This window comes from Microbispora sp. NBC_01389 (assembly GCF_045040095.1).
Lineage (GTDB): Bacteria > Actinomycetota > Actinomycetes > Streptosporangiales > Streptosporangiaceae > Microbispora.
Genome location: NZ_CP109552.1, coordinates 2,032,848 through 2,057,780, shown reverse-complemented (window position 1 = coordinate 2,057,780; position 24,933 = coordinate 2,032,848). Strand labels below are relative to the sequence as shown.

At 73.6% G+C, this 24,933-nt stretch carries 20 protein-coding genes; 15 read left to right on the top strand and 5 right to left on the bottom strand.

Going from position 1 to position 24,933, the window contains the following annotated elements; genetic code table 11:
- The first annotated feature begins 67 nt into the window (after positions 1 to 67).
- The 8 genes from OG344_RS09135 (at position 68) to OG344_RS09100 (ending at position 8,515) form a co-directional block, all read left to right on the top strand.
- Positions 68 to 1,111, top strand: coding sequence for a FecCD family ABC transporter permease (locus OG344_RS09135; protein WP_405087845.1), 1,044 nt, complete (start codon positions 68 to 70; stop codon positions 1,109 to 1,111).
- Complete coding sequence (locus tag OG344_RS09130; RefSeq protein ID WP_405087844.1) at positions 1,108 to 1,968, top strand: ABC transporter ATP-binding protein; 861 nt, start codon at positions 1,108 to 1,110, stop codon at positions 1,966 to 1,968. The genes OG344_RS09135 and OG344_RS09130 overlap by 4 nt, the downstream gene beginning before the upstream one ends.
- A complete protein-coding gene (locus OG344_RS09125; RefSeq protein ID WP_405087843.1) occupies positions 1,965 to 4,424 on the top strand; it encodes a penicillin acylase family protein in 2,460 nt (819 codons plus the stop codon). Before OG344_RS09130 ends, OG344_RS09125 begins: the two co-directional genes overlap by 4 nt.
- On the top strand, positions 4,414 to 4,989 hold the full coding sequence (locus OG344_RS09120; RefSeq protein WP_405087842.1) for a GNAT family N-acetyltransferase: 576 nt from the start codon (positions 4,414 to 4,416) through the stop codon (positions 4,987 to 4,989). The genes OG344_RS09125 and OG344_RS09120 overlap by 11 nt, the downstream gene beginning before the upstream one ends.
- Before the next feature lie 36 nt (positions 4,990 to 5,025).
- Positions 5,026 to 5,844, top strand: a complete 819-nt coding sequence (locus OG344_RS09115) for a hypothetical protein (protein WP_405087841.1) — start codon at positions 5,026 to 5,028, stop codon at positions 5,842 to 5,844.
- Between the two features lie 113 nt (positions 5,845 to 5,957).
- Positions 5,958 to 6,305 (top strand): YciI family protein, encoded by a 348-nt coding sequence (locus tag OG344_RS09110; protein WP_405087840.1) that lies wholly within the window; start codon positions 5,958 to 5,960, stop codon positions 6,303 to 6,305.
- Between the two features lie 32 nt (positions 6,306 to 6,337).
- Positions 6,338 to 7,582: an RNA polymerase sigma factor gene (locus tag OG344_RS09105; protein WP_405087839.1), complete on the top strand. Its 1,245-nt coding sequence runs from the start codon at positions 6,338 to 6,340 to the stop codon at positions 7,580 to 7,582.
- Positions 7,583 to 7,720: 138 nt separating this feature from the next.
- On the top strand, positions 7,721 to 8,515 hold the full coding sequence (locus OG344_RS09100; RefSeq protein WP_405087838.1) for an ArsR/SmtB family transcription factor: 795 nt from the start codon (positions 7,721 to 7,723) through the stop codon (positions 8,513 to 8,515).
- A 62-nt stretch (positions 8,516 to 8,577) separates the two neighbouring features.
- Here OG344_RS09100 and OG344_RS09095 read toward each other — a convergent pair whose 3' ends face one another.
- The 4 genes from OG344_RS09095 to OG344_RS09080 all read right to left on the bottom strand — a co-directional run bounded on the left by OG344_RS09095 (position 8,578) and on the right by OG344_RS09080 (position 12,769).
- A complete protein-coding gene (locus tag OG344_RS09095) occupies positions 8,578 to 9,642 on the bottom strand; it encodes a glucose 1-dehydrogenase (RefSeq protein WP_405087837.1) in 1,065 nt (354 codons plus the stop codon).
- Entirely contained in the window at positions 9,642 to 11,438 is a 1,797-nt protein-coding gene (locus tag OG344_RS09090) for a glycoside hydrolase family 15 protein (protein WP_405087836.1), read from the bottom strand. Before OG344_RS09090 ends, OG344_RS09095 begins: the two co-directional genes overlap by 1 nt.
- Before the next feature lie 154 nt (positions 11,439 to 11,592).
- Complete coding sequence (locus OG344_RS09085) at positions 11,593 to 12,153, bottom strand: dihydrofolate reductase family protein (RefSeq protein ID WP_405087835.1); 561 nt, start codon at positions 12,151 to 12,153, stop codon at positions 11,593 to 11,595.
- A gap of 28 nt (positions 12,154 to 12,181) precedes the next feature.
- On the bottom strand, positions 12,182 to 12,769 hold the full coding sequence (locus tag OG344_RS09080) for an NADPH-dependent FMN reductase (protein WP_405087834.1): 588 nt from the start codon (positions 12,767 to 12,769) through the stop codon (positions 12,182 to 12,184).
- Positions 12,770 to 12,878: 109 nt separating this feature from the next.
- Here OG344_RS09080 and OG344_RS09075 point away from each other — a divergent pair, with 109 nt between their 5' ends.
- The 7 genes from OG344_RS09075 to OG344_RS09045 all read left to right on the top strand — a co-directional run bounded on the left by OG344_RS09075 (position 12,879) and on the right by OG344_RS09045 (position 24,448).
- On the top strand, positions 12,879 to 16,226 hold the full coding sequence (locus OG344_RS09075; protein ID WP_405087833.1) for a BTAD domain-containing putative transcriptional regulator: 3,348 nt from the start codon (positions 12,879 to 12,881) through the stop codon (positions 16,224 to 16,226).
- Positions 16,227 to 16,402: 176 nt separating this feature from the next.
- A complete protein-coding gene (locus tag OG344_RS09070) occupies positions 16,403 to 16,492 on the top strand; it encodes a potassium-transporting ATPase subunit F (protein WP_405087832.1) in 90 nt (29 codons plus the stop codon).
- Between the two features lie 47 nt (positions 16,493 to 16,539).
- Complete coding sequence (gene kdpA, locus OG344_RS09065) at positions 16,540 to 18,228, top strand: potassium-transporting ATPase subunit KdpA (RefSeq protein WP_405087831.1); 1,689 nt, start codon at positions 16,540 to 16,542, stop codon at positions 18,226 to 18,228.
- A gap of 68 nt (positions 18,229 to 18,296) precedes the next feature.
- Positions 18,297 to 20,363, top strand: a complete 2,067-nt coding sequence (gene kdpB, locus OG344_RS09060; protein WP_405087830.1) for a potassium-transporting ATPase subunit KdpB — start codon at positions 18,297 to 18,299, stop codon at positions 20,361 to 20,363.
- Positions 20,364 to 21,215 (top strand): potassium-transporting ATPase subunit C, encoded by an 852-nt coding sequence (locus tag OG344_RS09055; protein ID WP_405087829.1) that lies wholly within the window; start codon positions 20,364 to 20,366, stop codon positions 21,213 to 21,215.
- A gap of 9 nt (positions 21,216 to 21,224) precedes the next feature.
- The gene (locus OG344_RS09050; RefSeq protein ID WP_405087828.1) at positions 21,225 to 23,783 is read left to right on the top strand and encodes a DUF4118 domain-containing protein; all 2,559 of its coding nucleotides are present in this window, start codon (positions 21,225 to 21,227) and stop codon (positions 23,781 to 23,783) included.
- Complete coding sequence (locus OG344_RS09045) at positions 23,780 to 24,448, top strand: response regulator (RefSeq protein ID WP_405087827.1); 669 nt, start codon at positions 23,780 to 23,782, stop codon at positions 24,446 to 24,448. Before OG344_RS09050 ends, OG344_RS09045 begins: the two co-directional genes overlap by 4 nt.
- 257 nt (positions 24,449 to 24,705) lie before the next feature.
- On the opposite strand, the gene OG344_RS09040 is transcribed toward OG344_RS09045, so the two are convergent.
- Complete coding sequence (locus OG344_RS09040) at positions 24,706 to 24,876, bottom strand: hypothetical protein (protein WP_327048772.1); 171 nt, start codon at positions 24,874 to 24,876, stop codon at positions 24,706 to 24,708.
- Between the last annotated feature and the right edge of the window lie 57 nt (positions 24,877 to 24,933).

Below are 24,933 nucleotides of genomic sequence, written 5' to 3'. Positions count from 1 at the left end.
TGGCGGGCCTGCGTTCGGCTGGCCTGCGTGTGGCGGGTTCGCGTTCGGCGCGGGAGAGGTGCGGCCGGTGAGCGCGGTCCGCGCCGCCGCCGGGCGGCCCGTGGTGGCCGGGATCGTCGCCGTGCGCCCCCGGGCCGTGGCCGTGGGGATCGGCTGCCTGCTGCTGGCCCTCGCCTTCGGCGTGCTCGCGGTCGGCGGCGGCGACTACCCGATGAGCCCGGCCGACGTGCTGCGCACCCTCACGGGCGGCGGCGGCCCGGCGGAGGACTTCGTCGTACGCGAACTCCGGCTGCCCCGGGTGGTGACCGCGCTGGTCGTGGGCGCGGCCCTCGCACTGGCCGGCGCGATCTTCCAGTCGCTCGTACGCAATCCGCTGGGCAGCCCCGACCTGCTCGGCTTCACCCAGGGCGCCGCGACGGGCGCGCTCCTGGTGGTGGTCGCGGGCGGCGGCAGCGCGGCCCTCGCGGGCGGCGCGGTGCTCGGCGGCGTCGTCACCGGAGTGGCGATCTATCTCCTGGCCTGGCGCGGAGGCCTGCACGGCCACCGCCTCGTGCTGGTGGGCATCGGCGCGACCGCGGTCCTCACGGGAGTCAACGGCTATCTGCTGACCCGCGGACGGCTGATGGAGGCGGCCCGCGCCATGCTGTGGCTCACCGGCAGCCTGGACGGCCGGGGCTGGGAGGACGCCCTCCCGCTGCTCGCGGCGACGGCGGTGCTGGTCCCGGTGGTGCTGCTCGGCTGCGCGCGACCCCTGGCGATCACCGAGATGGGCGACGACCTCGCCCGCGGCCTCGGTGTGCGGGTGCAGGGGCTGCGGCTGGTCCTGACGGCGGCGGCCGTGCTGCTCGCCTCCCTCGCGGCGGCCGCCGCCGGGCCGGTGTCGTTCGTGGCGCTCACCGCGCCGCATCTGGCCCGGCGGATGACCCGGACCCCCGGGCCCAACCTGCTCACCGCGGCCTGCGTGGGCGCCGCGCTGCTGACCGGCGCCGACCTCGCGGCGCAACGGCTCTTCGGGGACCACCAGTTGCCGGTGGGAGTGGTGACGGGAGTGCTCGGCGGCGGCTACCTCGTCTGGCTGCTCGCCGCCCAGCGGAAGGCGGGCCGGATATGACCAGGCCAGATTCGACCAGGACGAACGCGTACGGAGACCTCGTGCGGGGCGACGGGCCCCGGTTGCGCGGCGACGCGCTGACCCTCGCGTACGACGGGCGGGTCGTCGCCGAAGGGCTGGACGTCTCCATCCCGGACCGGTCCTTCACGGTCGTCGTCGGGCCCAACGCCTGCGGCAAGTCCACCCTGCTGCGGGCGCTGGCGCGCACGCTCAGGCCGTCCGCCGGGGCGGTGCTGCTCGACGGACGGGACGTCACCTCGCTGCCGGCCCGGAAGGTCGCGCGCACCCTCGGCCTGCTGCCGCAGTCGTCGGCCGCGCCGGACGGGATCACGGTCGCCGAGCTGGTCGGCCGCGGCCGATATCCCCACCAGCGGCTGCTGCGCCAATGGTCGGCGGACGACGAGCGGGTCGTGGGGGAGTCGATGGCGGCCACCGGGGTAGCCGCCCTCGCCGGGCGGCTGGTCGACGAGTTGTCCGGCGGCCAGCGCCAGCGGGTGTGGATCGCGATGGCGCTGGCGCAGGAGACGCCGCTGCTGCTGCTGGACGAGCCGACGACCTACCTCGACATCGCCCACCAGATCGAGATTCTCGACCTGTGCGCCCGGCTGCACGAGGAGCGGGGGCGCACGCTCGTGGCCGTGCTGCACGATCTCAACCACGCCGCGCGCTACGCCACCCACCTGATCGCGATGCGCGCCGGGCGTGTGGTGGCCTCCGGAGCGCCCGCCGAGGTGATGACCGCCGGCCTGGTGGAGGAGGTCTTCGGCCTCCCCTGCCGGGTGATCGACGACCCGGAGACCGGCACGCCGCTGGTCGTCCCCGCCGCCCGGCGCCGTACGGGGGAGAAGGTGTCATGAGCACCCGGGTCTACCGAGATCGGTGGGGCATCCCCCACCTGCGTGCGGGCGACGCCCGCGAACTGGCCTACGCCCAGGGGTTCGTCACGGCCGTGGACCGGGCCTGGCAGATCGAGGTCGAGCGGCTCCGCGCGGCCGGCGCCTCGGCCGCCGTCCTCGGCGCGGACGCCGTCCCGTGGGACCGCTTCGTACGGCAGGTCCGGCTGGACGACACGGCCCGGCGCTGCCTGTCGGCGCTCGACGCGGACACCGCGGCCTGGGTGGGCGCGTACGTGGACGGCGTCAATGCGGGCCTGCCCGAGGGAGCCCGCCGCGCTCCGGAATTCCAGGCGGCAGGACCCGGGGCGGCCGACGGGAGCGGCGGGGGCGGCGGTGTGGCGGCGCTCGAGCCGGGCCGGTGGGAGGCGTGGACGCCGCTGGCGGTCTGGCTGTCGCACCACGTCCTGTTCGCGCACGTCCCGGCGAAACTGTGGCGTGAGGCGGTCACCGCCCGGCTCGGCCCGGACGCCGTCGCGTTGTTCGCCACCGACGGGCCGGGCACCTCCGGGAGCAACGGCTGGCTGGTCCCCGGCGACCGCTCCCGCACGGGAGCACCGATCATCGCCGGAGACCCGCACAGGTTCATCGAGGACCCCGGCTTCTACCAGCAGGTCCGGCTGGCCTGTCCGGAGTTCGACGTGGCCGGGCTGGCCGTGCCGGGAGTGCCGGGTGTCGCCCACTTCGGGCATGCCGGGCCGGTCGCCTGGGCGATCACCAACGCCATGGCCGACTACCAGGACCTCTTCCGCGAACGCCTCCGGCGCCGGGACGGCCGCGTCGAGGCGCTCGGCCCGGCGGGCTGGCGGCCCGCCGCCGCCCACACCGAGTTCATCGAGGTCGCCGGAGGCGAACCGGTGGAGGTGGAGGTGATCGAGACCGAACGCGGCCCGGTCGTCATGGGCGAGCCACCCCGGCCGTACGAGCCCGCTCGGCACGAGACGACGGCACACCCTCCCCACGGCCGGGACGCCGGGCAGGAAGGCGGGCGCGAGGGCGAGCGTGAAGACGCCCGGAACGCTGGGCTGGACCCCGGGCGGGGCGGCCCGGACGCCGAGTGGGAGGGGGTGAGCCTGCGGTATCCGCCGCGGGTGTTCCACGACCTGGGATTCGCGGCGATTCCCGCCCTGCTTCGGGCCAGGACCGTGGCCGACGTCGACCGGGCGTTCGACCGGTGGGTGGAGCCCGTCAACGTCGTGCTCGCCGCGGACACCGGCGGCGGCCTGCTGCACCGCGTCGCCGGTCTGGTGCCCGTACGCCATCCGGGCAACTCGCTGCGGGTCGTGCCCGCCTGGGAGCCCGGCCACGAGTGGAGCGGCGGGCCCGCGCCGATGCCCCGCCGGAAGATCACGGGAATCACGGTGATGGCCAACGAACGAGGGCTCTCGGCTCCGCTCGGCGTCGAGTTCGCCCCGCCCTACCGGGCCGACCGGATCAGGACCCTCCTGGAGGCCGCCCCCGTCTGGTCCGCCGGGGACATGGCGGCGGTCCACACCGACACGCTCCTGCCCGGCGCGCGGCCGCTGCTGGGGCTGCTGGCGCGGCTGACCGGGCTCACCCCCGGCGCCGTACGCCTCCGGGACCGGCTGACCGGCTGGGACCGGCGCATGGACGCGGACAGCGCCGACGCCGCGGCGTACGCGGCCGTGCGCGCGGAGGTGGTGCGGCGCCTGGCGGCCCACCCCGCGCTCGCGCCACTTGCCGATCTGTCACACCCGCTCCAGCCCGACCAGGCGCACAGCCCGAATCCGCTCGCGCCTGTGGAGACTCGTCCCGGGCAGGCCGGCGCCGCGAAGGCCCGTCCCGTGCCGGGCAGTGCCGGGCAGGAGAGACCTGCGGAGGCCCGTCCCGCGCAGGCCGGTGCCGGTGATCGGGAGGAGCCCGGGGGAGGTGTCGCGTGTCCGGAGGTGTTCCGGCCGTGGCTGACGGCGGCTCCCCGGATCGCGCACGCCCTGGAGACCCTGCTGACGACCGACCGGCTCCCCGGCCTCTGCGGCGACGATCTGGCCGAGGTGGCGCGGGCCGCGCTGGAGGACGTCGCGTCCGGTGGAGAGACCGGCGTCCGGTGGGGTGACCTGCACCGGCTCGTCCCCTGGCGGGCGCTGCCCTCCCCAGGGGACACTCCGCCGAGCTCCTCGGACTCCGCGCAGGCGGAGCCGGGACTGTCCGGTGACCACGGCTGTGTGCTGTGTACGTCCAGCGTCCCGGGTGTCACCCATCACTGCGCCCGCGGCCCGGCCGCCCGCTACGTCTGGGATCTCGCGCGGCGCGACGCGAGTCTCTGGGTCGTCCCGTTCGGCGCGAGCGGCGTGCCGGGCGACCCCCACCACCGTGACCAGCAGCCGCTGTGGGTGCGCGGCGAACTCGTGCCCCTGGTCACCGACTGGGCCCTGCTGACGGAGGAACGACATGATCTCTGAGACGGCGTCCGCCCGGCGTACTGCCGTGTACGAGCAGGTGGTGGCCGGGTTTGGCGCCGTCCGCGTCGTCCCGGTGGACCCGGCGGCCGACGCCGCGTTGATCCACTCGTGGGTCACCCAGGAGCGGGCCCGGTTCTGGGGCATGCTCGACGCGAGCCCCGAGCGGGTCCTGGAGATCTACGACTACCTGGACGGGCTGACCACCCACCACGCCTACCTGGTCCACCGCGACGACCGGCCGGTGGCGCTCTTCCAGACCTATGAGCCGGACGCCGACCACGTCGGGGAGTGCTACGACGTCCGGCCGGGCGACTTCGGCGTCCACCTGCTGGTCGGCCCGGCGGCGGCCGGGGAGGGCGAGCGCGGCTTCACCGGCGCGCTGCTTTCCGCGCTCCTGGCGTACGCGTTCTCCGATCCCGCCCACACCCGGATCGTCGCCGAGCCGGACGCCCGCAACGAGAAGGTGATCGGCCGCATGCTGCGGACCGGTTTCACGCTCGGGCCCGAGATCGACCTGCCGGACAAGCGCGCCCGGCTGCTCTTCCTGACCCGAGACGACCGCTGAGAACCGAGACGACCGCTGAGAACCAAGGAGTACGCAGTGCTGCTCGACGCCCTCTCCCGGCATCTGGAAGGCCTCGCGGCCGAGCGCGGCGGCGTGCTGGGGGTGCTGCCCGGGCTGGTCGCCGACGACTCCCCCGGCTGGATCCCCGCCGCCGACCTGCTGCGGGAGCCGTACGAAGGACTGCTCGCGCTGGTGGACGAGACGGCGGCGCGCTGGAACGCACCGCGTCACGTGGCGGCGGCGCTGCTGTGGAAGACCTACGGCTACTGGCACACGATGCCGATGGTCCTCGGCTGGGCCCTCCATCGGCGGGTGCCGCTGATGCACCTGGAGGACACGCTGGTCAGGCCGTCCGCGGCGGGGGTCACGGTTGCGGCGTCCCGGCTGACCGTGGCCGTGCTCCCCGACGACCCGGCCGCCGGAACCACCACCCAGGCGACCGCCGCGACGAGTGCCACGGCGACCACCACGACCATCGGCGGAACCACCGCCGGAACCGTGATCACAACCGTCGCGGAACAGTTCGACGTGGTCGTCGTACCGGATTTGGCGGCGGCCATCAGGGCGGCGATCCTCGACGGGCAGCGTCCGTTCGTCCGGGCGCTGAGCGCGGTGGCGCGGGTGGGCGAGCGCACCCTGTGGGGATCGACCGCGGAGGCGGTCGCCCACCCCCTGCTCACGCTCGGGCCGTACGCCGAGGCGGCCCGGCTGCTGGAGGAGATCGGACCGCCGGTGGCCGGGCTGCTCGCGCCCGACGGCGACGGCTACCGCCGCCGCACCTGCTGCCTGTGGATCACGCTGCCGGACGCTGAACCCTGCTCCTCCTGCTGCATTCCGGCCGCGCGAATATCCTGATTCCGGATCGAAAAATAAATATTCGGCGATCGTGTCCATCCGAAGGGGTCCCATCCGTAGAGGTGGTGTGCGGCGACGCCCGCACGCGACTCCACAGGGAAGGAAGGCTCGGCATGAAATACATGCTCCTGATCAACAGCAGTCCCGAAGGCCCGTCCGCGGAGGTCGAGGGCGCCTCGTTCGACGACTGGATCGCCTACGACAAGACGGTGCGGGAGTCGGGCATTCACGTGTCGGGGCACTCGCTCGCCGACCTGACCACCGCGACGACCGTCCGGGTCGCCCCGGACGGGCAGCGGACCATCACCACCGACGGGCCGTTCGCCGAGACCCGTGAGGTGCTCGGCGGCTACTACGTGCTCGACGTGCCCGACCTCGACGCCGCCCTCGACTGGGCCGCCCGCTGCCCCGGGTCGCGCGGCGGCGGGTCGGTCGTGGTGCGGCCGGTGGCCGAGTTCTGACATCCGGCGATCCGACGGTCCGGGATCCGGCGATGACGGACGGCCGGGCGGCGACGGCGGTGGAGGCCGTGTTCCGGGAGGAACGCGGCCGGCTGCTGGCCGCGCTGGTGCGCCGCTTCGGCGACCTCGATCTCGCCGAGGAGGTCACCGCCGAGGCGATCGAGGCGGCCCTGGTGCACTGGCCGGTGGACGGCGTGCCGCCGAACCCGGGGGCGTGGCTCGCGACCACCGCGCGCCGCAAGGCGGTCGACCGCCTGCGGCGCGACACGGCCTACGCCGCCCGGCTGGCCATCCTGCAGGTGGAGGCGGAGCGGGCCGCGCCGCCCGCTCCGGAGATCGGCGACGGTGACGATCTGCCCGACGAACGGCTCCTGCTGTTCTTCACCTGCGGCCACCCGGCCCTGCCCGCCGAGGACCGCGTCGCGCTGAGCCTGCGGTGCCTCGCCGGGCTGACCACCCCCGAGGTGGCCCGGGCCTTCCTCGTCCCGGTGGCCACGATGGCGAAGCGGATCGTCCGGGCGAAGAAGAAGATCCGCGAGGCCCGGATCCCGTTCCGCGTGCCGGGGCCGGGCGAACGGCCGGAGCGGCTGGCGGGGGTGCTCCAGGTCGTCTACTCGATCTTCACCGAGGGGTACGTCGCGAGTTCGGGGTCCGACCTGCAGCGTCCCGACCTCGCCGAGGAGGCCATCCGCCTGGCGCGCATCCTGCGCCGGCTGCTGCCGGCCGAACGGGAGGTCTGCGGCCTGCTGGCGCTGATGCTGCTGGTCCACGCCCGCCGCGACGCCCGGACCGGGCCCGGCGGCGGGCTGGTGCTCCTCGCCGATCAGGACCGCGGCCGCTGGGACCGTACGATGATCGAGGAAGGGCTGGCCCTGGTGCCCGTGGCGCTGACCGGCGGCCCGGTGGGCCCGTACGGCGTGCAGGCCGCGATCGCCGCCCTGCACGACGAGGCGGCGGACGTCACCACGACCGACTGGCCGCAGATCGTGGCCCTCTACGACGTCCTCTTCTCCCTGACCCCGTCGCCGATCGTGGCACTGAACCGCGCGGTCGCGGTCGCCATGCGCGACGGGCCGCAGGCCGGGCTGGCGCTCCTGGAGCAGCTCGCGGACGAGCCCCAGCTGCGGGATCATCACCCCTTCCACGTGGCGTGCGCCGACCTGCTGTCCCGGCTGGGCCGGGACGCCGAGGCCGCCGCGGCGTACCGGCGGGCCCTCGACCTCGCCGGCACCGAACCCGAACGCGCTCACCTGCGCCGGAAGCTGGCCCCGGAGTGAGCACGCCCTGATCAGCCCGCGGTCTTCGCCTCGGCGGCGCGACGCGTCTTGACATGCAGCTATTTGGCTGCCTAAGTTGAAGACCGTGGAAAGGCAGCCGAAAGGCTGCATATCGACCGGTGACGAGAGCGGGCGGGCATGGACGAGGTGTTCAAGGCGCTGGCCGATCCGAGCCGGCGCGCGCTGCTCGACTCGCTCAACGCCCGCAACGGGCAGACGCTGCGCGAGCTGTGCGCCGGGCTCGACATGGCCCGGCAGTCCGTCAGCAAGCACCTCGCGGTGCTGGAGGAGGCCGGGCTCGTCGCCACCGTGCGGCGGGGCCGGGAGAAGCTGCACTACCTCAACGCCGCCCCCGTGCACGAGATCGCCCACCGGTGGATCAGCCGCTACGACCGGGCCAGGGTCCAAGCCCTGGCCGACCTGAAACTCGCCCTTGAGGAGACCCCGATGGACGCGCCGACCTTCGTCTACACCACCTACATACGCACCACTCCGCAGAAGCTCTGGCAGGCGCTGACCGAGCCCGCCTTCACCCGCCGCTACTGGGCCACGGAGTTCACCACGGACTGGTCCGTCGGCTCGCCGATGACCTGGGACAACCACGGCGTGCTGATCAGCGACCCGGAGCAGGTCGTGCTGGAGGCCGAGCCCTACAGCCGGCTCTCCTACACCTGGCACGCCGTCACGCCGGAGCTCGCCAAGCGCTTCGGCTGGGACGATGAGACGCTCGCCCGGCTGTCCGGCGAGGCCCGCTCGAAGGTCACCTTCGCGATCGAGGAGGCCGCCGCGCAGGTCGTGAAGCTCACCGTCGTACACGACGGCTTCGAGCCCGGATCGGCCCTGGCCGAGATGGTCAGCCACGGCTGGCCGAACGTGGTGGCGAGCCTGAAGTCGCTGCTGGAGACCGGCGAACCGCTGGCGGCCGACGCGTGACCTCCCCGATCAGGCCCGGCCCTCCGATCAGGCCGGGCCCCTGATCAGGCCCGGCTTCCCGATCAGGCCCGGACGGTGTCGTCCAGGGTGATGACGACCTTGACGTCCTCGGGTTCCGCGGTGAAGGCGTCGGCGAACGACTCCAGCGGCACCCGGCGGGTGATCAGCCGGTTCAGCCAGGCGTGGTCGGCCCCCGCGAGGACGTCGGCCGCGGCCGCGTAGTGCCGGAGGTTGGCGTTCACCGACCCGATGAGGACGTCGTTCTCCAGCACGATGTCGCGGTTGAGGCTCCCGGCGTCGATCGTGAGCCGGCGCCCGGCCGAGGAGACCCCGGTGAGACAGACGATGCCGTACGGCGCGGTGTTGAAGGCCACCCCGAAGATCACCGATCCGGCGCCGGTGGCCTCGATGACGACGTCGGGCCGGATCTTGGCCGCGACCTCGCCCGCGTCGCCCGCGTGGTAGACGGCGCCGAGGTCGCGCACGAGTTCCGGTTTGGGTCCGTCGGTGACCCGGTCGAGGACGTGCACCTCCAGACCGCGCCGCACCCCGAGCAGCGCGGCCAGCAGGCCGATCGGCCCGGCGCCGGTGACCAGCGCCGTCTTCGGCTCGAACCAGGCCCGGGCGCCGACCTTCTCGACCTCGTCCCAGGCCTTGACGACGACGCTGGTGGGTTCGAGCAGCATGCCGACGTCCGCCAGCGCGGGGTCCAGCTTCACCGCGTAGCAGGGCTCCACCACCCAGGCCTGGCTCGCGTACCCGTCCAGGTCCTTGATGCCGCGCTCGGTGTAGCGGCCGTTGCGGCACATGTCGAACTGCCCGTGCGCGCACGCGCCGCACGGCACCGGGTCGGGCCGCCGGACCACGCCGACCACCAGGTCGCCCGGGGCGAAGCCGCTGCCCTCGGGCGCCCGGCGCACCCTGCCCAGCGACTCGTGGCCGATGACCAGCCGCTCGCGGCCGGGCGGAGCCGAGCCGTAGTCACCGGCGGCGATCTCCTTGTCCGTGCCGCACACTCCGACGGCGAGGCCGTCGACGAGCAGGTCGCCGTCTCCCGGCTCCGGGTCGGGGACGTCAGCCACCGCGAGGGAGTCCTTCCGCAGCGGGACGACCGTGAGAGCGCGCATCAACGCCCACCTCCAGCGTGCTCGGCCGGGTCCGTCCCGGACAGGTGACGGGCCGCGTTGACCAGTCCGACGTGGCTGAACGCCTGCGGGGTGTTGCCGAGCTGCCGCCGGGCGACCGGGTCGTACTCCTCGCTGAGCAGGCCGAGGTCGTTGCGCAGCTCCAGCAGCCGTTCGAACAGCTCGTACGCCTCGCGCCGGCGCCCGATGCCGTACAGGGCGTCGGCGAGCCAGAACGTGCAGGTGACGAACGCGCCCTCCGCGCCGGGCAGGCCGTCGACGCCGCCGTCGGCCCCGGTGCGGTAACGCAGCAGGAAGCCGTCGGAGCACAGCTCACGTTGAACCGCTTCCACGGTACCCCGCACGCGCGGGTCGTCCCAGGGCAGGAACCCCGCCCGGGGGATCAGCAGCAGGGCGGCGTCGAGGCCCGTCGACCCGTAGAACTGGGTGAAGGTATTCCGGCCCGGGTCATAGCCGCGGTCGCACACCTCGGCGTGGATCTTGTCCCGGGTGGCCCGCCACCGGTCAACCGGCCCCTCCAGGCCGAACCGCTCGACGGCCCGCACGGCCCGGTCCATGCCCGCCCAGGCCATGACCTTGGAGTGCACGAAGTGGCGGCGGTCGCCGCGCACCTCCCACAGCCCGTTGTCCGGGTCGTCCCAGTGGCCCTCCAGGAAGTCCAGCAGCGCGCGTTGCAGGTCCCAGGCCTCTTCCTCGGACTCGATGCCGGCCAGGCGGGTCAGGTGCAGCCCGTCGAGGACCTCGCCCCACACGTCGAGCTGGAACTGCCCGGACGCCGCGTTGCCCACCCGCACCGGAGCCGACCCCTCGTAGCCGGCCAGCCAGTCGACCGTGTATTCGGGCAGCCGGCGGGTGCCGTCGATGCCATACATGATCTGCAGGTCGGCCGGATCTCCGGCGGCGGCGCGCAGCAGCCACTCGCGCCACGCCTTGGCCTCCGCGACGAAGCCGGTGCCGAGGAGGGCCTGCAGCGTGAACGTCGCGTCACGCAGCCAGCAGAACCGGTAGTCCCAGTTGCGCGGGCCGCCGAGCTGTTCCGGCAGCGAGGTGGTCACCGCGGCGACGATGCCGCCGGTCGGCTTGTAGGTCAGCGCCTTCAGGACGACCAGCGAGCGGCGCACCGCGTCCTCCCACCGGCCCCTGTAGCGGAAACCGCGCAGCCACGACGTCCAGAAGGCCTCGGTGTCGGCGATGGCCCGCTCGGCGTCCACCGCCTTGGGCGTGCGCTCGTGCGAGCGCCGGTAGGTCAGCACGAACGGCACCCGCTGCCCGGCGGCGACGGTGAAGTCGGCGTAGGTGGTCATGTCCTCACCGCGCAGCGGCACCGGAGTGCTCAGCCAGGCGGCGTCCGGCCCGGCGACCGCGACCAGTTCGCCGTCCCGGCTCCGCACCCAGGGCACGACGTGGCCGTAGTCGAACCGCAGCCGGAGCGCCATCCGCATCGGCACCCGTCCGCTCAGGCCCTCGACCACGCGGACGACGTCGGCGGCCTCGCCGCGCGGCGGCATCGCGTCGATCACCCGTACGGAGCCCTCGGGGGTGTCCCACTCCGTTTCGAGCACGAGGGAGTCGCCCCGGTAGCGGCGGCGCGTGCACAGCCCGCCGGCGGCGGGGGCCACCCGCCAGAAGCCCGCCCGCTCGTCGCCGAGCAGGGCGGCGAAGCACGCCGGGGCGTCGAACCGGGGCAGGCACAGCCAGTCGACCGACCCGTCCCGGCCCACCAGCGCCGCCGTCTGCAGATCGCCGAGCAGCCCGTAGTCCTCGATCCGCAACGCCACCGCGCGCCCCCACAGCCGTCCACCACTCCTGCACCGCGCGCCTACCCTGGCAAAGGGAACGTATGCCCAGTGCAAAAAAGCGGAAGCGGCCCCGGACGGGCAGGAGCCCCCGTTTCCCGCTCCTGCCCGTCCTGCCTGTGGACCCGCCGGGCCGTCAGGCGCCCTTGGGCTCCAGGCGGAGGGCGGTGACTCCGCAGTCGAACGGTGTCGCGGAGACGAGGCGGAACCGCTTCTTGCCGCCGCCGGGGAACACCGGCAGGCCCGCGCCGATCGCGCTCGGGTTGACGAACAGGTAGAGCTCGTCGATCAGGTCCGCGGCGATCAGGCTCGTCACCAGCGTGCTGCCGCCGTACGTGACGAGGTCGCCGCCCGGCTCGGCCTTGAGCTTGCCGATGGTCTCCGCGAGATCGCCGCCGGCCACGACGGCGTTGTCCCAGGGCGACTCGGTGAGACCGTTGGAGATCACGGTCTTGGGCGTGTTGTTCATGAAGTCGATCGCCTCCTGCGACTCCCCCTCGGGGCCGGCCGCCCAGGTGGGGATGAACCCCTCGGCGAGCCGGCGGCCGAGGACGATGTGGTCGACGTTCTCCATGAGCCCGGTGACGTAGGCGGTGAAGTCGTCGGTCCAGGGGAAGGTCAGCCAGTCCATCTCGCCCTGCGGGCCGCCCATGTAGCCGTCGACGGTGGTCTGGACCTGGAGCTTGAGCTTGCGCATGATGAGTTCCTTCTTCGTGTGTGAAAGGTCAGGCGACGTAAGGGGTCCTGGCGCGGGCCGCGCTGAGCGCGGCGGCCCACCAGGCGAGCTGGTCGAGCATCGTCGTGACACCGGTGTCGCAGGCCGCGCCCTCCTTGGGCCAGCTTCCGTCCGCGGCGAACAGGTCCCAGTAGCACGGAAGGCTGATGGTGCCCTGGAGGGTCACCGCGTGCAGTTCGGCGAAGATCTGCCGCAACTGCGCGACGGCGTGCAGGCCGCCGGACTCACGGCCATAGGAGATGAACGCGACCGGCTTGGCGTGCCACTCCCGGTAGTACCAGTCGATCGCGGTCTTGAGCGGCGCGGGGAAGCTCTGGTTGTACTCCGGGGTGACGATGGCGAAGGCGTCGGCGGCGGCGAGGCGCGCGCCCAGCTCCGCCACCTGCGGTGGGACCCGGTCGTCGTGGTCGCCGAGGGTCGCCGGGACGCGGGTCTCCGCGAGATCGATCAGGTCGATCTCGAAGTCGCCGCGCCGGCGCGCCCGGGTGGTGAACCACCGCGCCACCGTCGGGCCGAACCTGCCGCTCCGGGTGCTGCCGATGATGACCGCCAGCACTGGTCTCGTGGTGTCCGGCATCCTCGGCCTCCTTCCTGCTTCGCCGTCCGGCTGATGTCCCCGACTCTCGCAGTGGGCGTTTACGGTTCGTTTACGGTGTCCTCTCGCCCCCGGCGTTAGGGTGCGCACCATGCGGTTTGGGGTCCTGGGTCCGCTCGCGGTGTGGACGGCGGGGGGCGAGCCGGTCACGGTGCCCGGTGCGAAGGTGCGCGCCCTGCTCGCCGTGCTGCTGCTCAACGACGGGCGGCCGGTCTCCGCCGACCGGCTGATCGACGACCTGTGGGGGGACGACCCGCCGCGGCGCAATCCCCTCGGCGCGCTGTCGGCCAAGGTCTCCCAGCTGCGCAGGGCGCTGGAGGACGCGCAACCGGGGGCACGTGAGCTCGTCGTCTCCCGCCCGCCGGCCTACCGGCTGCTCCTGGACGACGAGGCGGTGGACGTCCGGCGCTTCCACACGCTCACCACGCGGGCGCGGCAGGCCGGCGACCCGAGGGCCGGTGCGGCTCTGTTCGCCGAGGCGCTGGCCCTGTGGCGGGGCCCGGCGTTCGCCGACTTCGCCGACGAGCCGTTCGCCCGGCCGGTGATCGCCAGGCTGGCCGAGCAGCGGCTGACCACGCTGGAGGACGCGGCCGAGGCCCGGCTGGCGCTCGGCGAGCACGCGGTGCTGGCCGCCGAGCTCGGCGACCTGGTCGCCGCCCATCCGCTGCGCGAACGGCTGCGGGCGGCGTACATGCGGGCGCTGTACGGCGCCGGACGCCAGAGCGAGGCGCTGGAGAGCTACGAGGAACTGCGCCGCCTGCTCGGCGACGAGCTGGGACTGGACCCCGGCCCCGAACTCGCCGCGCTGCAGCGGGCGATCCTCACCCAGGACCTGCAGGCGCCGCCCGCACCCGACCGGCGGCGCCGCTCGAACCTGCCCGCCCCGCACACCGAGCTGATCGGGCGGGAGAGCGCGGTCGCCGAGATCGGCGCGCTGCTGCGGGAGAAGCGGCTGGTGACGCTGACCGGTCCGGGCGGCGTGGGGAAGACCCGGCTCGCGACCGAGGTCGCCGACGGCCGGCGTGACCTGCCCGACGGTGTGTGGCTCGTCGAACTGGCCGGCGTGCGGGCCGGCGTGCGGGCCGGCTCGGGGAACGGCGGGCGAAACGGGGTGCGGGCCGGTGCGGTGGCCGACGCGGTCACCGCGTCGCTCGACATCAGGGCAGGCGACATCAGAGAGGGCGACATCAGGGAGGGCGACCACGCCGACCTGTCCGCGGCGCTGCGGTCGCGGAATCTCCTGCTCGTCCTGGACAACTGCGAACACGTGATCGACGAGGTGGCGGCCCTGGCGGAGCGCCTGCTGCGGACCTCCCCCGGCCTGCGGATCCTCGCCACCAGCCGGGAACCTCTCGCCCTGGCGGGGGAGGTCGTCTGGGACGTGCCACCGCTCGACGTGCCGGGACGCGACGCCGAGCCCGGCGCGCTGGCGACGTCCAGCGCCGTGCGGCTGTTCGTCGCCCGCGCGGCCGCCGCCGTCCGGGGCTTCACGCTCGACGACGGCAACGCCGCGACCGTCGGCCTGCTGTGCCGCCGCCTGGACGGCATTCCGCTCGCGCTGGAACTGGCCGCGACGCGGGTCCGCGCGCTGGGCGTGCAGGGGGTGGTGGACCGGCTGGACGACCGGTTCCGCCTGCTGGCCACCGGCCACCGCGGCGCCCCGCCCCGGCAGCGGACGCTCACGGCGATGATCGACTGGAGCTGGGAGCTGCTGACCGTTCCCGAGCGGACGGTGCTGCGCAGACTGGCCGCACACGCCGACGGATGCACGGTGGAGGCCGCCGAGTCGGTGTGCGGCGGGGACGACCTCGACGTGCTCACCCTGCTCGTACGGCTGGTCGACCGCTCGCTGGTCGTGATGCTGCCGGCGCCGGAGGGGCCGCGTTACCGGTTGCTGGAGTCGGTGGCCGCCTACTGCGCCGACCGCCTGGCGGAGGCCGGGGAACGGGAGCGGATCCGGCGGCGGCACCGGGACCACTACCTCGCCCTCGCGGAGCGGGCGGCGCCCCTTCTCCGCGGCCCGGAGCAGCGCCGCACGCTGCGGCTCCTCGACGCCGAGACCGCCAACCTGCGCGCCGCGCTGGACCACTGCCTGGCCGATGGGGACGCCGCCGCCGCGCTGCGGCTGACCGGCGCCCTCGCCTGGCACTGGTTCCTGCGCGGCCGGTTGACCGAGGCCCGGCGCTCCCTCCGGGCCGCCCTGTCGCTCGCCGAAAACGGCGCGGGGCACGGCGGGGGGCACGGCGCGGCGGACGGCGGGGCGGACATCGCGTGTCTCGCCGACGAGGCCCGGATCTGGCTGGCCGGATTCGCGGCCCTCCAAGGCGACGCCGGCGACACGGCGGTCGCGGAGCGTCTGGAGGCCGACCGGGGCAGGGCCGTGTGGTTCCTCGGCCACGCCTCGCTCGGTTATCTGGACCTCGCCGACAGCGAGAGGCTGCTGGCCCGCGCCCTCGACGCCGCCGTGGCCGAGGGCGACCGGTGGGCCGAGGCCGCCGCTCTGATGACCCGTGCCCATCTCGCCCACGTACGCGGCGACCTGGCGGCGCTGGAACGCGACGCGACCCGCGGCGCCCGGATGTTCGCCGAGATCGGCGACCGCTGGGGCCGGATGGGCGCCACGGGCTGGCTCGCCGCCCTGGCCGAGGCCACGGGCGACCACGCGCACGCCACCCGCCTGCACCGGGAGGCCCTCGGCATGGCCGAGGAGCTCGGACTGTGGCCGGAGGTCGTGACCAGGCTGTGCTGGCTCGGCTGGATCCACACCCAGCAGGGCGACCACGCGGCGGCTGTCGACGACGGCACGAGGGCGCTACGCCTGGCCGGCGAGCAGGGATACCGGACCGGTGAGATCTTCGCCGGGACGGTGCTCGCCTTCGCCTCCCGCCGCGGCGGCGACCTCGACACGGCCGAGACGCACCTGCGGCGGCTGCTGGAGGCCGCGCCGTACCCCGCGCCGCACGAGGACGACCCGCCGTCCGTACACGTCCCGATGCTCCTGGTGGAGCTGGGTTTCGTGGCGGAACTGCGCGCCGACGCCGACACCGCGCTACGCCTGCACCGGGAGGCGTTCGACCTCGCGGCGCGGCTGGACGCGCCGCGCGACCAGGTGGGCGCGCTGGAGGGGCTGGCCGGGGCGCTCGCCCTGGCCGGCGACCACGCGGGGGCGGCCGAGGCGCTCGGCGCCGCCGAAGCGGCCCGCGACGCGAACCGGCTGCCCCCCGCTCCGGCCGAACGGGCCGACCTCGACCGCGTCATCACCGCCTGCCGTGCCACCCTCGGCGAGGAGTCGTTCGCCGCCGCCCGCGCCCGCGGCGCCCTCCTCGGCCCCGCGTCGGCCCCCTGGCCGCGCGCGCCCGGCACGCCCGGGACCACCCCGATGGCAGGGCGCGGCGATCTTCGTGGCAGCGACGTCAATAATCCCGCCATAGGCGTATAGAAAGCGTCAACGGGCGCGGAAACCGCACATTTTTCGTGATTCGCTGACTGAGGATCGCCCACCTGAGGGCGGCATGATGCGAATCGAGGAGTGAGGATGACCGACGTCATCTTCGTCGCCCTGACGGTCGCGAGCTTCGTGATCCTGGGCCTTGTCGTGAGCGCGGTGGAGCGGTTGTGAGCGCCGTCAACGCCGCCGGTCTGGCCGTGGTCTCCATCCTGTTGATCTTCATGGTCGTGGCCCTGCTGTTCCCGGAACGGTTCTGATGACCCCTCTGATGACTCCTCTGGTGAGCCCTCCGATGAGCCCTCCGATGAGCCCTGCCATCAGCGCGGTCCTGGTCACCGGGACCGTCTTCCTCGCCCTGGCGCTCTGCTACCGGCCGCTCGGCGACCACATGTTCCGGGTCTACACGGGCGCCCGGCACTGGCGGGTCGAGCGGCTGATCTACCGCCTGGTGGGGGTGGACGCCGACGCCGAGCAGCGGTGGCCGACGTACGCCCGTGCCCTGCTCGCGTTCTCGGTCGTCTCCGTGCTCGCCCTCTACACGCTGCAACGACTGCAGGACCACCTGTTCCTCAGCCTCGGGATGCCCGCCGTACCCCCGGACCTGGCGTGGAACACCGCGGTCAGTTTCGTCACCAACACCAACTGGCAGGCGTACTCGGGCGAGTCGGCCATGGGCCACGTCGCGCAGACCGCCGGCCTGGCCGTGCAGAACTTCGCGTCCGCGGCGGCCGGCCTTTCCGTGGCGGTCGCGCTGGTGCGCGGGTTCGCCCGCCCGAGGAGCGACACGCTCGGCAACTTCTGGGTCGACCTGGTGCGCGGCACGATCCGGATCCTGCTGCCGATCGCGGTCGTCGCCGCGATCCTGCTGGTGGCCGGAGGAGCGCTGCAGAACTTCGGCGGTCACCACGGCTGGACCACCCTCGCGGGCGGCGGGCAGACCTTCACCCCGGCCGGAGCGGCCGGCCAGGAGGCGATCAAGAACCTGGGCACCAACGGCGGCGGCGTATTCAACGCCAACTCCGCCCATCCCTGGGAGAACCCCACCGCCTGGACGAACCTGCTGGAGATCTTCCTGCTCCTGGTGATCGCGACGTCCCTGCCCCGGACCTTCGGGCGGATGGTCGGCGACAACCGGCAGGGCTACGTCATCGTCTCGGTGATGGCGGTGCTCGCGCTGATCAGCATCGGCGTGACCCAGACGGCCGAACTGCACGCGGCCGGCACCGTGCCGCAGGCGACGGCGGGCACGGCGCCGCAGTGGATCGGCCAGGCGGCGGAGGGCCGCGAGACCCGCTTCGGCGTCCCGGACTCCGCGCTGTTCGCCAGCGCGGCGACGCTGACCTCCACCGGCTCGGTCGACTCCGCCCACGACTCCTACACGGCGTTCGGCGGCGGGATGTTGATCTTCAACATGCTGCTCGGAGAGGTCGCGCCCGGCGGCGTCGGCTCCGGTCTCTACGGCATCCTCGTCCTCGCGGTGATCACCGTCTTCGTCGCCGGTCTGATGGTGGGCCGCACCCCCGAATACCTCGGTAAGAAGATCGGTTCCCGGGAGATCAAGCTGGCCTCGCTGTACTTCCTGACGACGCCGGTCCTGGTGCTGCTGGGCACAGCGGTCGCGATGGGCACGGGAACGGGCCGCGCGGGCATAGGGAACGGGGGCGCCCACGGCCTGTCGGAGGTCCTCTACGCCTTCGCCTCCGCGGGCAACAACAACGGCTCGGCCTTCTCCGGGCTGTCGGCGAACACGCCCTTCTACGACACGGCCCTCGGCCTGTGCATGCTGTTCGGCCGGTTCCTGCCGATGACGCTGGTCCTGGCGCTGGCGGGCTCCCTGGCCCGGCAGGCTCCGGTCCCCGTCTCGGCGGGCACGCTGCCGACCCACCGCCCGCAGTTCGCCGGCCTGCTCGCCGGGGTGACGATCGTCCTCGTCGCCCTCACCTTCCTGCCCGCGCTCGCGCTCGGGCCACTCGCTGAAGGACTCTCCCGATGAGCCGCAGGGCTGTCCCGACGCGCCTTCCGATGACACGCGGCGGCTCGCCGGGGCCTGTCGGCGGTGGAATGGTCCACCTCCGGCAGGCGGCCCGCGCGCTGCCCGGGGCGGTGCGGAAGCTGAACCCCGCCACCATGTGGCGCAACCCGGTCATGTTCATCGTCGAGATCGGCGCGCTCTTCACCACCGTCCTCGCGGCCGCGACCCCGTCCTTCTTCGCCTGGGCGATCACCGGATGGCTGTGGCTGACCGTCCTGTTCGCCAACCTGGCCGAGGCGGTGGCGGAGGGCCGCGGCAAGGCGCAGGCGGCGGCGCTGCGCGCGGCGAGACGCGACACGGTCGCCCGCCGCCTCGTCGACTCGGCCGACCACACCAAGTGGGAGGAGGTCGGCGCGCCCGACCTGCGCCAGGGCGACCACGTGATCGTCGAGGCCGGCGAGACCATCCCCGGCGACGGCGACGTGGCCGAGGGCATCGCCTCGGTGGACGAGTCGGCCATCACCGGAGAGTCGGCGCCGGTCATCCGCGAGTCCGGCGGCGACCGCTCCGCCGTCACCGGCGGCACCCGGGTCCTGTCGGACCGGATCGTCGTACGGATCACCCAGCGGCCGGGCGAGAGCTTCCTCGACCGGATGATCGCCCTGGTCGAGGGGGCCGACCGCAGGAAGACGCCCAACGAGATCGCCCTCAACATCCTGCTGGCCGCACTGACGATCATCTTCCTGGTGGCCACCGCGACCATGCAGCCGCTGGCCGTCTTCTCGCGATCGGTCAACCCCGGCGTGGCCGACTCGATCGCCCTCACCTCCGACGGAGTCACCGGCGTCGTGCTGGCGGCGCTGGTCGTCTGCCTCATCCCCACCACGATCGGCGCGCTGCTGTCGGCGATCGGCATCGCCGGGATGGACCGCCTGGTCCAGCGCAACGTGCTCGCCATGTCGGGCCGGGCGGTCGAGGCCGCGGGCGACGTGTCCACGCTCCTGCTCGACAAGACCGGCACGATCACCCTGGGCAACCGGCAGGCGGCGGCGTTCCTGCCCGTGCCGGGTGTGCCCGTGCTGGAGCTGGCCAGGGCGGCGCAGCTGTCGAGTCTCACCGACGCGACCCCCGAGGGCCGTTCCATCGTGGTCTACGCCAAGAACGTGTACGGGCTGCGCGAGCGGGAGCCGGGCGAGCTCGCCCACGCCGGGTGGGTCCCCTTCACGGCCCAGACCCGCATGTCCGGGGTGGACATGGACGGCCGGCGGATCCGCAAGGGCGCCGCCACCGCGGTCATGAAGTGGGTGCGCGACAACGGCGGCCATCCGACCGTCGAGGCGGGTCAGCTGGTCGACGGCATCTCCGCCTCCGGCGGCACCCCGCTGGTGGTGGGCGAGGTGACCGGCGGCGCGGCCCGGGTGCTCGGGGTCATCCACCTCAAGGACGTGGTCAAGGAGGGGATGCGCGAGCGGTTCGACGCGATGCGCCGGATGGGCATCAGGACCATCATGATCACTGGGGACAATCCTCTGACCGCCAGGGCCATCGCGGAGGAGGCCGGGGTCGACGACTTCCTCGCCGAGGCCACCCCCGAGGACAAGCTCGCCCTCATCAGGCGCGAGCAGGAGGGCGGCAGGCTGGTCGCGATGACCGGAGACGGCACCAACGACGCGCCCGCGCTGGCCCAGTCGGACGTCGGCGTCGCCATGAACACCGGCACCAGCGCCGCCAAGGAGGCCGGCAACATGGTCGACCTCGACTCCAACCCGACCAAGCTGATCGAGATCGTGGAGATCGGCAAGCAGTTGCTGATCACCCGCGGCGCGCTGACCACGTTCTCGATCGCCAACGACGTCGCGAAGTACTTCGCGATCATCCCGGCGATGTTCGCCGCGGTCTATCCGGGCCTGGACACGCTCAACGTCATGCGCCTGGCCAGCCCGCAGTCGGCGATCCTGTCGGCCGTCGTCTTCAACGCGCTGGTGATCGTCGCGCTGATCCCGCTGGCCCTCAAGGGCGTGCGCTACCGGCCGAGCAGTGCCTCCACCCTGCTGCGGCGCAACCTGTACGTGTACGGCCTGGGCGGGATCGTGGTCCCCTTCGCCGGTATCAAGCTGATCGACCTCGTCGTCCGCCTCCTTCCGGGGATGTCCTGAATGAAACACCTGCCCAGTTCGTTCCGCCGGCACCTGGCCGCCGTCCGCGCGGTGCTGGTGCTCACCGTGGTGACGGGGGTCGTCTACCCGCTGGCCGTCACCGGGGTGGCGCAGGCCCTGTTCCGGCACCAGGCGAACGGCAGCCTGATCGAGCGCAACGGCAGGGTCGTCGGCAGTTCGGTCATCGGCCAGTCGTTCACCGATTCCTCCGGCGCCCCGATCCCCCGTTACTTCCAGAGCCGGCCGGCCGCGCCCGGGCACGCGTACGACACCATGGCCACCGGGGCGAGCAACCTCGGGCCGGAGGACGTCGTCGACACCATTCCCGCGCCGGGCCGGAACGGCCGGCGGTCCCTGCTCACCCAGGTCTGCGCGCGCTCCCTGGCGGTGGGCCGGCTGGAGGGCGTCAGCGGCGCCCGCCCGTTCTGCACCCCCGGCGGCGTCGGCGCCGTGCTCAGGGTCTTCCCCGCGGCCGGCACCGCGACCAGGGCCGTCTCGGTCAACCAGGCCTGCCCGGCCACTCCGTTCGTCCCCCTCTACCAGGGCGTACGGGTCGAGTGCGCCCGGCCGGGCGAGGACTACTCCGCGGGCCGCACCGTGCCCGTCCGGGGCGCCGTCACCCGGATCGCGGTCCCTCCCGACGCGGTCACCGCCGGGGCGTCGGGCCTCGACCCGCACATCTCCGTGGCGTACGCCGTGCTGCAGGCGCCCCGCGTCGCGAGGGCCCGCGGCATCGATGTGGAGAGGGTGCTGGATCTCGTCCGGCGGCACACCGTGCATCCGTGGCTCGGCTACGTGGGCCGCCCGGTCGTGAACGTGCTCGAACTCAACCTCGCCCTGGACGGGGAGTAGGAGGCCGCGGTGGCACGCGGACGGCTGCGGATCTACCTGGGCGCGGCGCCGGGAGTCGGCAAGACGTACGCCATGCTCGACGAGGGCCGCCGCGGCCTGGAGCGCGGCCGGGACGTCGTCGTCGGGCTCGTCGAGACGCACGACCGTCCCAGGACCGCCGCGCTGCTGGCCGGGATGGAGGTGATCCCCCGCAGGCAGGTGATCTACCGGGGGGCCGCCTTCGGCGAGCTGGACGTGAAGGCCGTCATCGCCCGCCACCCGAAGATCGCGCTGATCGACGAGCTGGCGCACACCAACGTGCCCGGCTCCGGGCACCCCAAGCGGTGGCAGGACATCGAGGAGATCCTCGACGCCGGCATCGACGTGATCTCCACCGTGAACATCCAGCACCTGGAGTCGGTCAACGACGTCGTGTTCCAGATCACCGGCATTCCGCAGCGCGAGACCGTGCCGGACGAGGTGGTGCGGCGGGCCGACCAGGTCGAGCTGGTCGACATGTCGCCCGAGGCGCTGCGCCGCCGCATGGCGCACGGGAACGTCTACCGGCCGGAGAAGATCGACGCGGCTCTGTCCAACTACTTCCGGGTGGGCAACCTCACCGCCCTGCGGGAGCTGGCGCTGCTGTGGGTCGCCGACAAGGTCGACGAGCAGCTCGACCGCTACCGCGCCGAGCACGGCATCGCGGGCACCTGGGAGGCGCGCGAGCGGGTGGTGGTGGCCCTCAGCGGCGGGCCCGAGGGAGACACCCTGCTCAGGCGTGCGGCCCGCATCGCCGACCGGACCAAGGGCGCCGACTTACTGGCCGTACACGTGACCACCGGCGAGGGGCTGACCGGCGCGCACCCGGTGCACCTGGCCCGCCAGCGGGCGCTGGTGGAGAGCATGGGCGGCAGCTATCACCAGGTCGCCGGCGCCGACATCGCGCACGCGCTGCTCGACTTCGCCCGCGGGGTCAACGCCACCCAGCTGGTGCTCGGCGCGTCCCGGCGGGGCCGGCTGGCCCGGCTCTTCTCCCCGGGCGTCTCGGTGATCACCACCGCCGACTCCGGCTCGATCGACGTGCACATGGTCACGCACGAGGAGATGAGCAGGGGACGGCGCCGGGCGCCGCGGCGGGAGGCCGCCCTCACGCCGGGGCGGCGGCTGGCCGGCTGGGCGCTCGCCGTCCTTGGGATGGGCGCACTGACCGCCGTGCTGCTGCCGTTCCGCGACGAGCTGCGGCTGCCCAGCGAGATGCTGCTGTATCTGCTCATGGTCATCGCGGTCGCCCTCGCCGGGGGCCTGTGGCCGGCCCTCGCCGCCGCCGTCGGCGGGTTCCTGCTGCTCAACTGGTTCTTCACCGCGCCCATGCGCACCTGGACGGTCTCCGACCCGGAGAACGTCTTCTCGCTGGTCGTCTTCGTGCTCGTCGCCGCCACGGTCAGCGCCGTGGTGGATCTGGCGGCCCGCCGTACCCGGCAGGCCGCGCGGGCGGGCGCGGACGCCGCACTGCTGTCCACCCTGGCCGGGCACGTGCTCCGGGGCGACGCCGCGCTGCCGTCCCTGCTGGCCCGGCTGCGGGAGACCTTCGGCCTCACCTCGGTCACGTTGCTCGAACGCGCCGGCACACCCGTCCCGGACGACCGGAGCGACCCGCGGGCGTGGCGGATCGCGGCCACCGCGGGCGGCACGCCCTGCACCTGCCCGGCCGCGGCCGACACCGACGTCGTGATCGACGAGGAACTGACGCTCGCGGTGCGCGGACGACTGCTGGACGCCGCCGACCGCCGGGTGCTGGAGGCGTTCGCCGCGGAGGCCGCCGTCGCGCTGCGCCAGCGGCGGCTGCGGGAGGAGGCCGACCAGGCCCGGCCGCTGGCCGAGGCCGACCGGATGCGTACGGCGCTGCTCGCTGCCGTCGGCCACGATCTGCGCACGCCGCTGGCGTCGGCCAGGGCCGCGGTCGAGAGCCTGCGCACCACCGGCGTCGACTGGTCGCCCCAGGACCGGGAGGAACTTCTCGCCACCGCCGACGAATCGCTGATCAAGCTGAACCGGCTGGTGGACAACCTGCTCGACATGAGCCGCCTGCAGGCCGGGGTGCTCGGCCTGGCGCGTCAGCCGGTCGCCCTGGAGGAGGTGGTGCCCCGGGCGGTCGACGACCTCGGGCCGCCCGGCGACCGCGTCGACGCGGACGTCTCCGTCGAGCTCCCCGAGGTCGTCGCCGACGCCGCCCTGCTCGAACGGGTCCTGGTCAACCTGCTGTCGAACGCGGTCCGCCACAGCCCGCCCGAGGAGCGGGTGCTCGTCACCGCCAGCGCGTACGGCGACCACGTGGAGGTCCGGATCGCCGACCGCGGCCCCGGCATCCCACGGGAGGCGCACGACCGGGTCTTCCTGCCGTTCCAGCGGCTGGGCGACCGGGACAGCCACACCGGCGTCGGGCTGGGCCTCGCCCTGTCGCGCGGGCTGGCCGAGGCCATGGGTGGCACGCTGGTCCCGGAGGAGACGCCCGGGGGAGGTCTCACCATGATCCTCACCCTGCCCGTCTCCACGCCGGTTCCGGCCGTACGTCCCGAGGAGCTCCCGTGATCCGCGTCCTGGTGGTCGACGACGAACCGCAGATCCTCCGGGCGCTGCGGATCAACCTGGTCGCCCGCCACTACGAGGTGGCGACGGCCGCCGACGGCGGCACCGCCCTGCGCCAGGCCGCCGAGTTCACTCCCGATCTGGTGCTGCTCGATCTCGGCCTGCCCGACCTCGACGGCGTGGAGGTCATCCACGGCCTGCGCGGCTGGAGTGCCGTGCCGATCGTGGTGCTGTCCGGCAGGGCCGGAAACCAAGACAAGGTCGACGCGCTGGACGCCGGCGCCGACGACTACGTCACCAAGCCCTTCCACATCGAGGAGTTGCTGGCCCGCATCCGCGCCGTCACCCGCCGGACCTCCGTGTCCGAGGCCGAGGCAGCGCGGGTCCAGGTCGGCGACCACGTCGTCGACCTGGCCGCCAAAACGGTCTCGGGAGACGTGCGCCTCACCCCGACGGAGTGGCGCATCCTGCAGATCATGCTGCGCAACCCCGGCAAGCTGATCAGTCAGCGGCAACTGCTGACCGAGGTGTGGGGGAGCACCCACGTCAGGGAGACCCACTATCTGCGGCAGTACCTGGCGCAGTTGCGCAAGAAGCTCGAACGCGACCCCGCCCGCCCGGTCCTCTTCATCACCGAGCCCGGCATGGGCTACCGCTTCACCCCCTGACCCCCAGAGACTCCCCGGGCCGCCCAGCCGGGGAAGAACCCCGGCGCGTCAGCACAGATGAAGGCAGGCGCTGAGCGTACGGTCGACGCCGACACGCCCGACGAGCTCACCGAGAAGGTCGGCGCGCAGGAGGTCTGGGCGAGGCGGTCCTGTGAGACGCCCCGCTCGGCCGCGCGGCCGGCACCGCGATGGAGCCAGGCCTCGCGCCTGGAGGCGCGGCGCGTGGGACCTGGACCAGCACGCCGCCGCCCGGCATCTCACCTTCCGGTGGCCGGGCTGCCGGGAAAGAACTGCGGCCCCTCGCCCCAAAACGAATGCCACAGGGCCGCCAGCAGCCAGAAGGCGCCCGCGCCGATCGCGACACCCAGCACGACGATGAGAACGAGCAGTTTCACGAACGCGTGGGGGGAGCGGCGGGGGACGGCCATGCGCTGATCTTCGGTCGCGCCGGGGGAACGGTCAAGGGCGGGCCGGCGTCACTGACC

Excerpts from the sequence above, each read along its gene's own strand:
- OG344_RS09130 (WP_405087844.1), top strand. The coding sequence starts at position 1,108 with ATGACCAGGCCAGATTCGACCAGGACGAACGCGTACGGAGACCTCGTG.
- OG344_RS09125 (WP_405087843.1), top strand. The coding sequence starts at position 1,965 with ATGAGCACCCGGGTCTACCGAGATCGGTGGGGCATCCCCCACCTGCGT.
- OG344_RS09120 (WP_405087842.1), top strand. The coding sequence starts at position 4,414 with ATGATCTCTGAGACGGCGTCCGCCCGGCGTACTGCCGTGTACGAGCAG.
- OG344_RS09110 (WP_405087840.1), top strand. The coding sequence starts at position 5,958 with ATGAAATACATGCTCCTGATCAACAGCAGTCCCGAAGGCCCGTCCGCG.
- OG344_RS09105 (WP_405087839.1), top strand. The coding sequence starts at position 6,338 with ATGACGGACGGCCGGGCGGCGACGGCGGTGGAGGCCGTGTTCCGGGAG.
- OG344_RS09100 (WP_405087838.1), top strand. The coding sequence starts at position 7,721 with ATGGACGAGGTGTTCAAGGCGCTGGCCGATCCGAGCCGGCGCGCGCTG.
- OG344_RS09095 (WP_405087837.1), bottom strand. The coding sequence starts at position 9,642 with ATGCGCGCTCTCACGGTCGTCCCGCTGCGGAAGGACTCCCTCGCGGTG.
- OG344_RS09085 (WP_405087835.1), bottom strand. The coding sequence starts at position 12,153 with ATGCGCAAGCTCAAGCTCCAGGTCCAGACCACCGTCGACGGCTACATG.
- OG344_RS09080 (WP_405087834.1), bottom strand. The coding sequence starts at position 12,769 with ATGCCGGACACCACGAGACCAGTGCTGGCGGTCATCATCGGCAGCACC.
- OG344_RS09075 (WP_405087833.1), top strand. The coding sequence starts at position 12,879 with ATGCGGTTTGGGGTCCTGGGTCCGCTCGCGGTGTGGACGGCGGGGGGC.
- kdpA (WP_405087831.1), top strand. The coding sequence starts at position 16,540 with ATGAGCCCTGCCATCAGCGCGGTCCTGGTCACCGGGACCGTCTTCCTC.
- kdpB (WP_405087830.1), top strand. The coding sequence starts at position 18,297 with ATGGTCCACCTCCGGCAGGCGGCCCGCGCGCTGCCCGGGGCGGTGCGG.
- OG344_RS09055 (WP_405087829.1), top strand. The coding sequence starts at position 20,364 with ATGAAACACCTGCCCAGTTCGTTCCGCCGGCACCTGGCCGCCGTCCGC.
- OG344_RS09040 (WP_327048772.1), bottom strand. The coding sequence starts at position 24,876 with ATGGCCGTCCCCCGCCGCTCCCCCCACGCGTTCGTGAAACTGCTCGTT.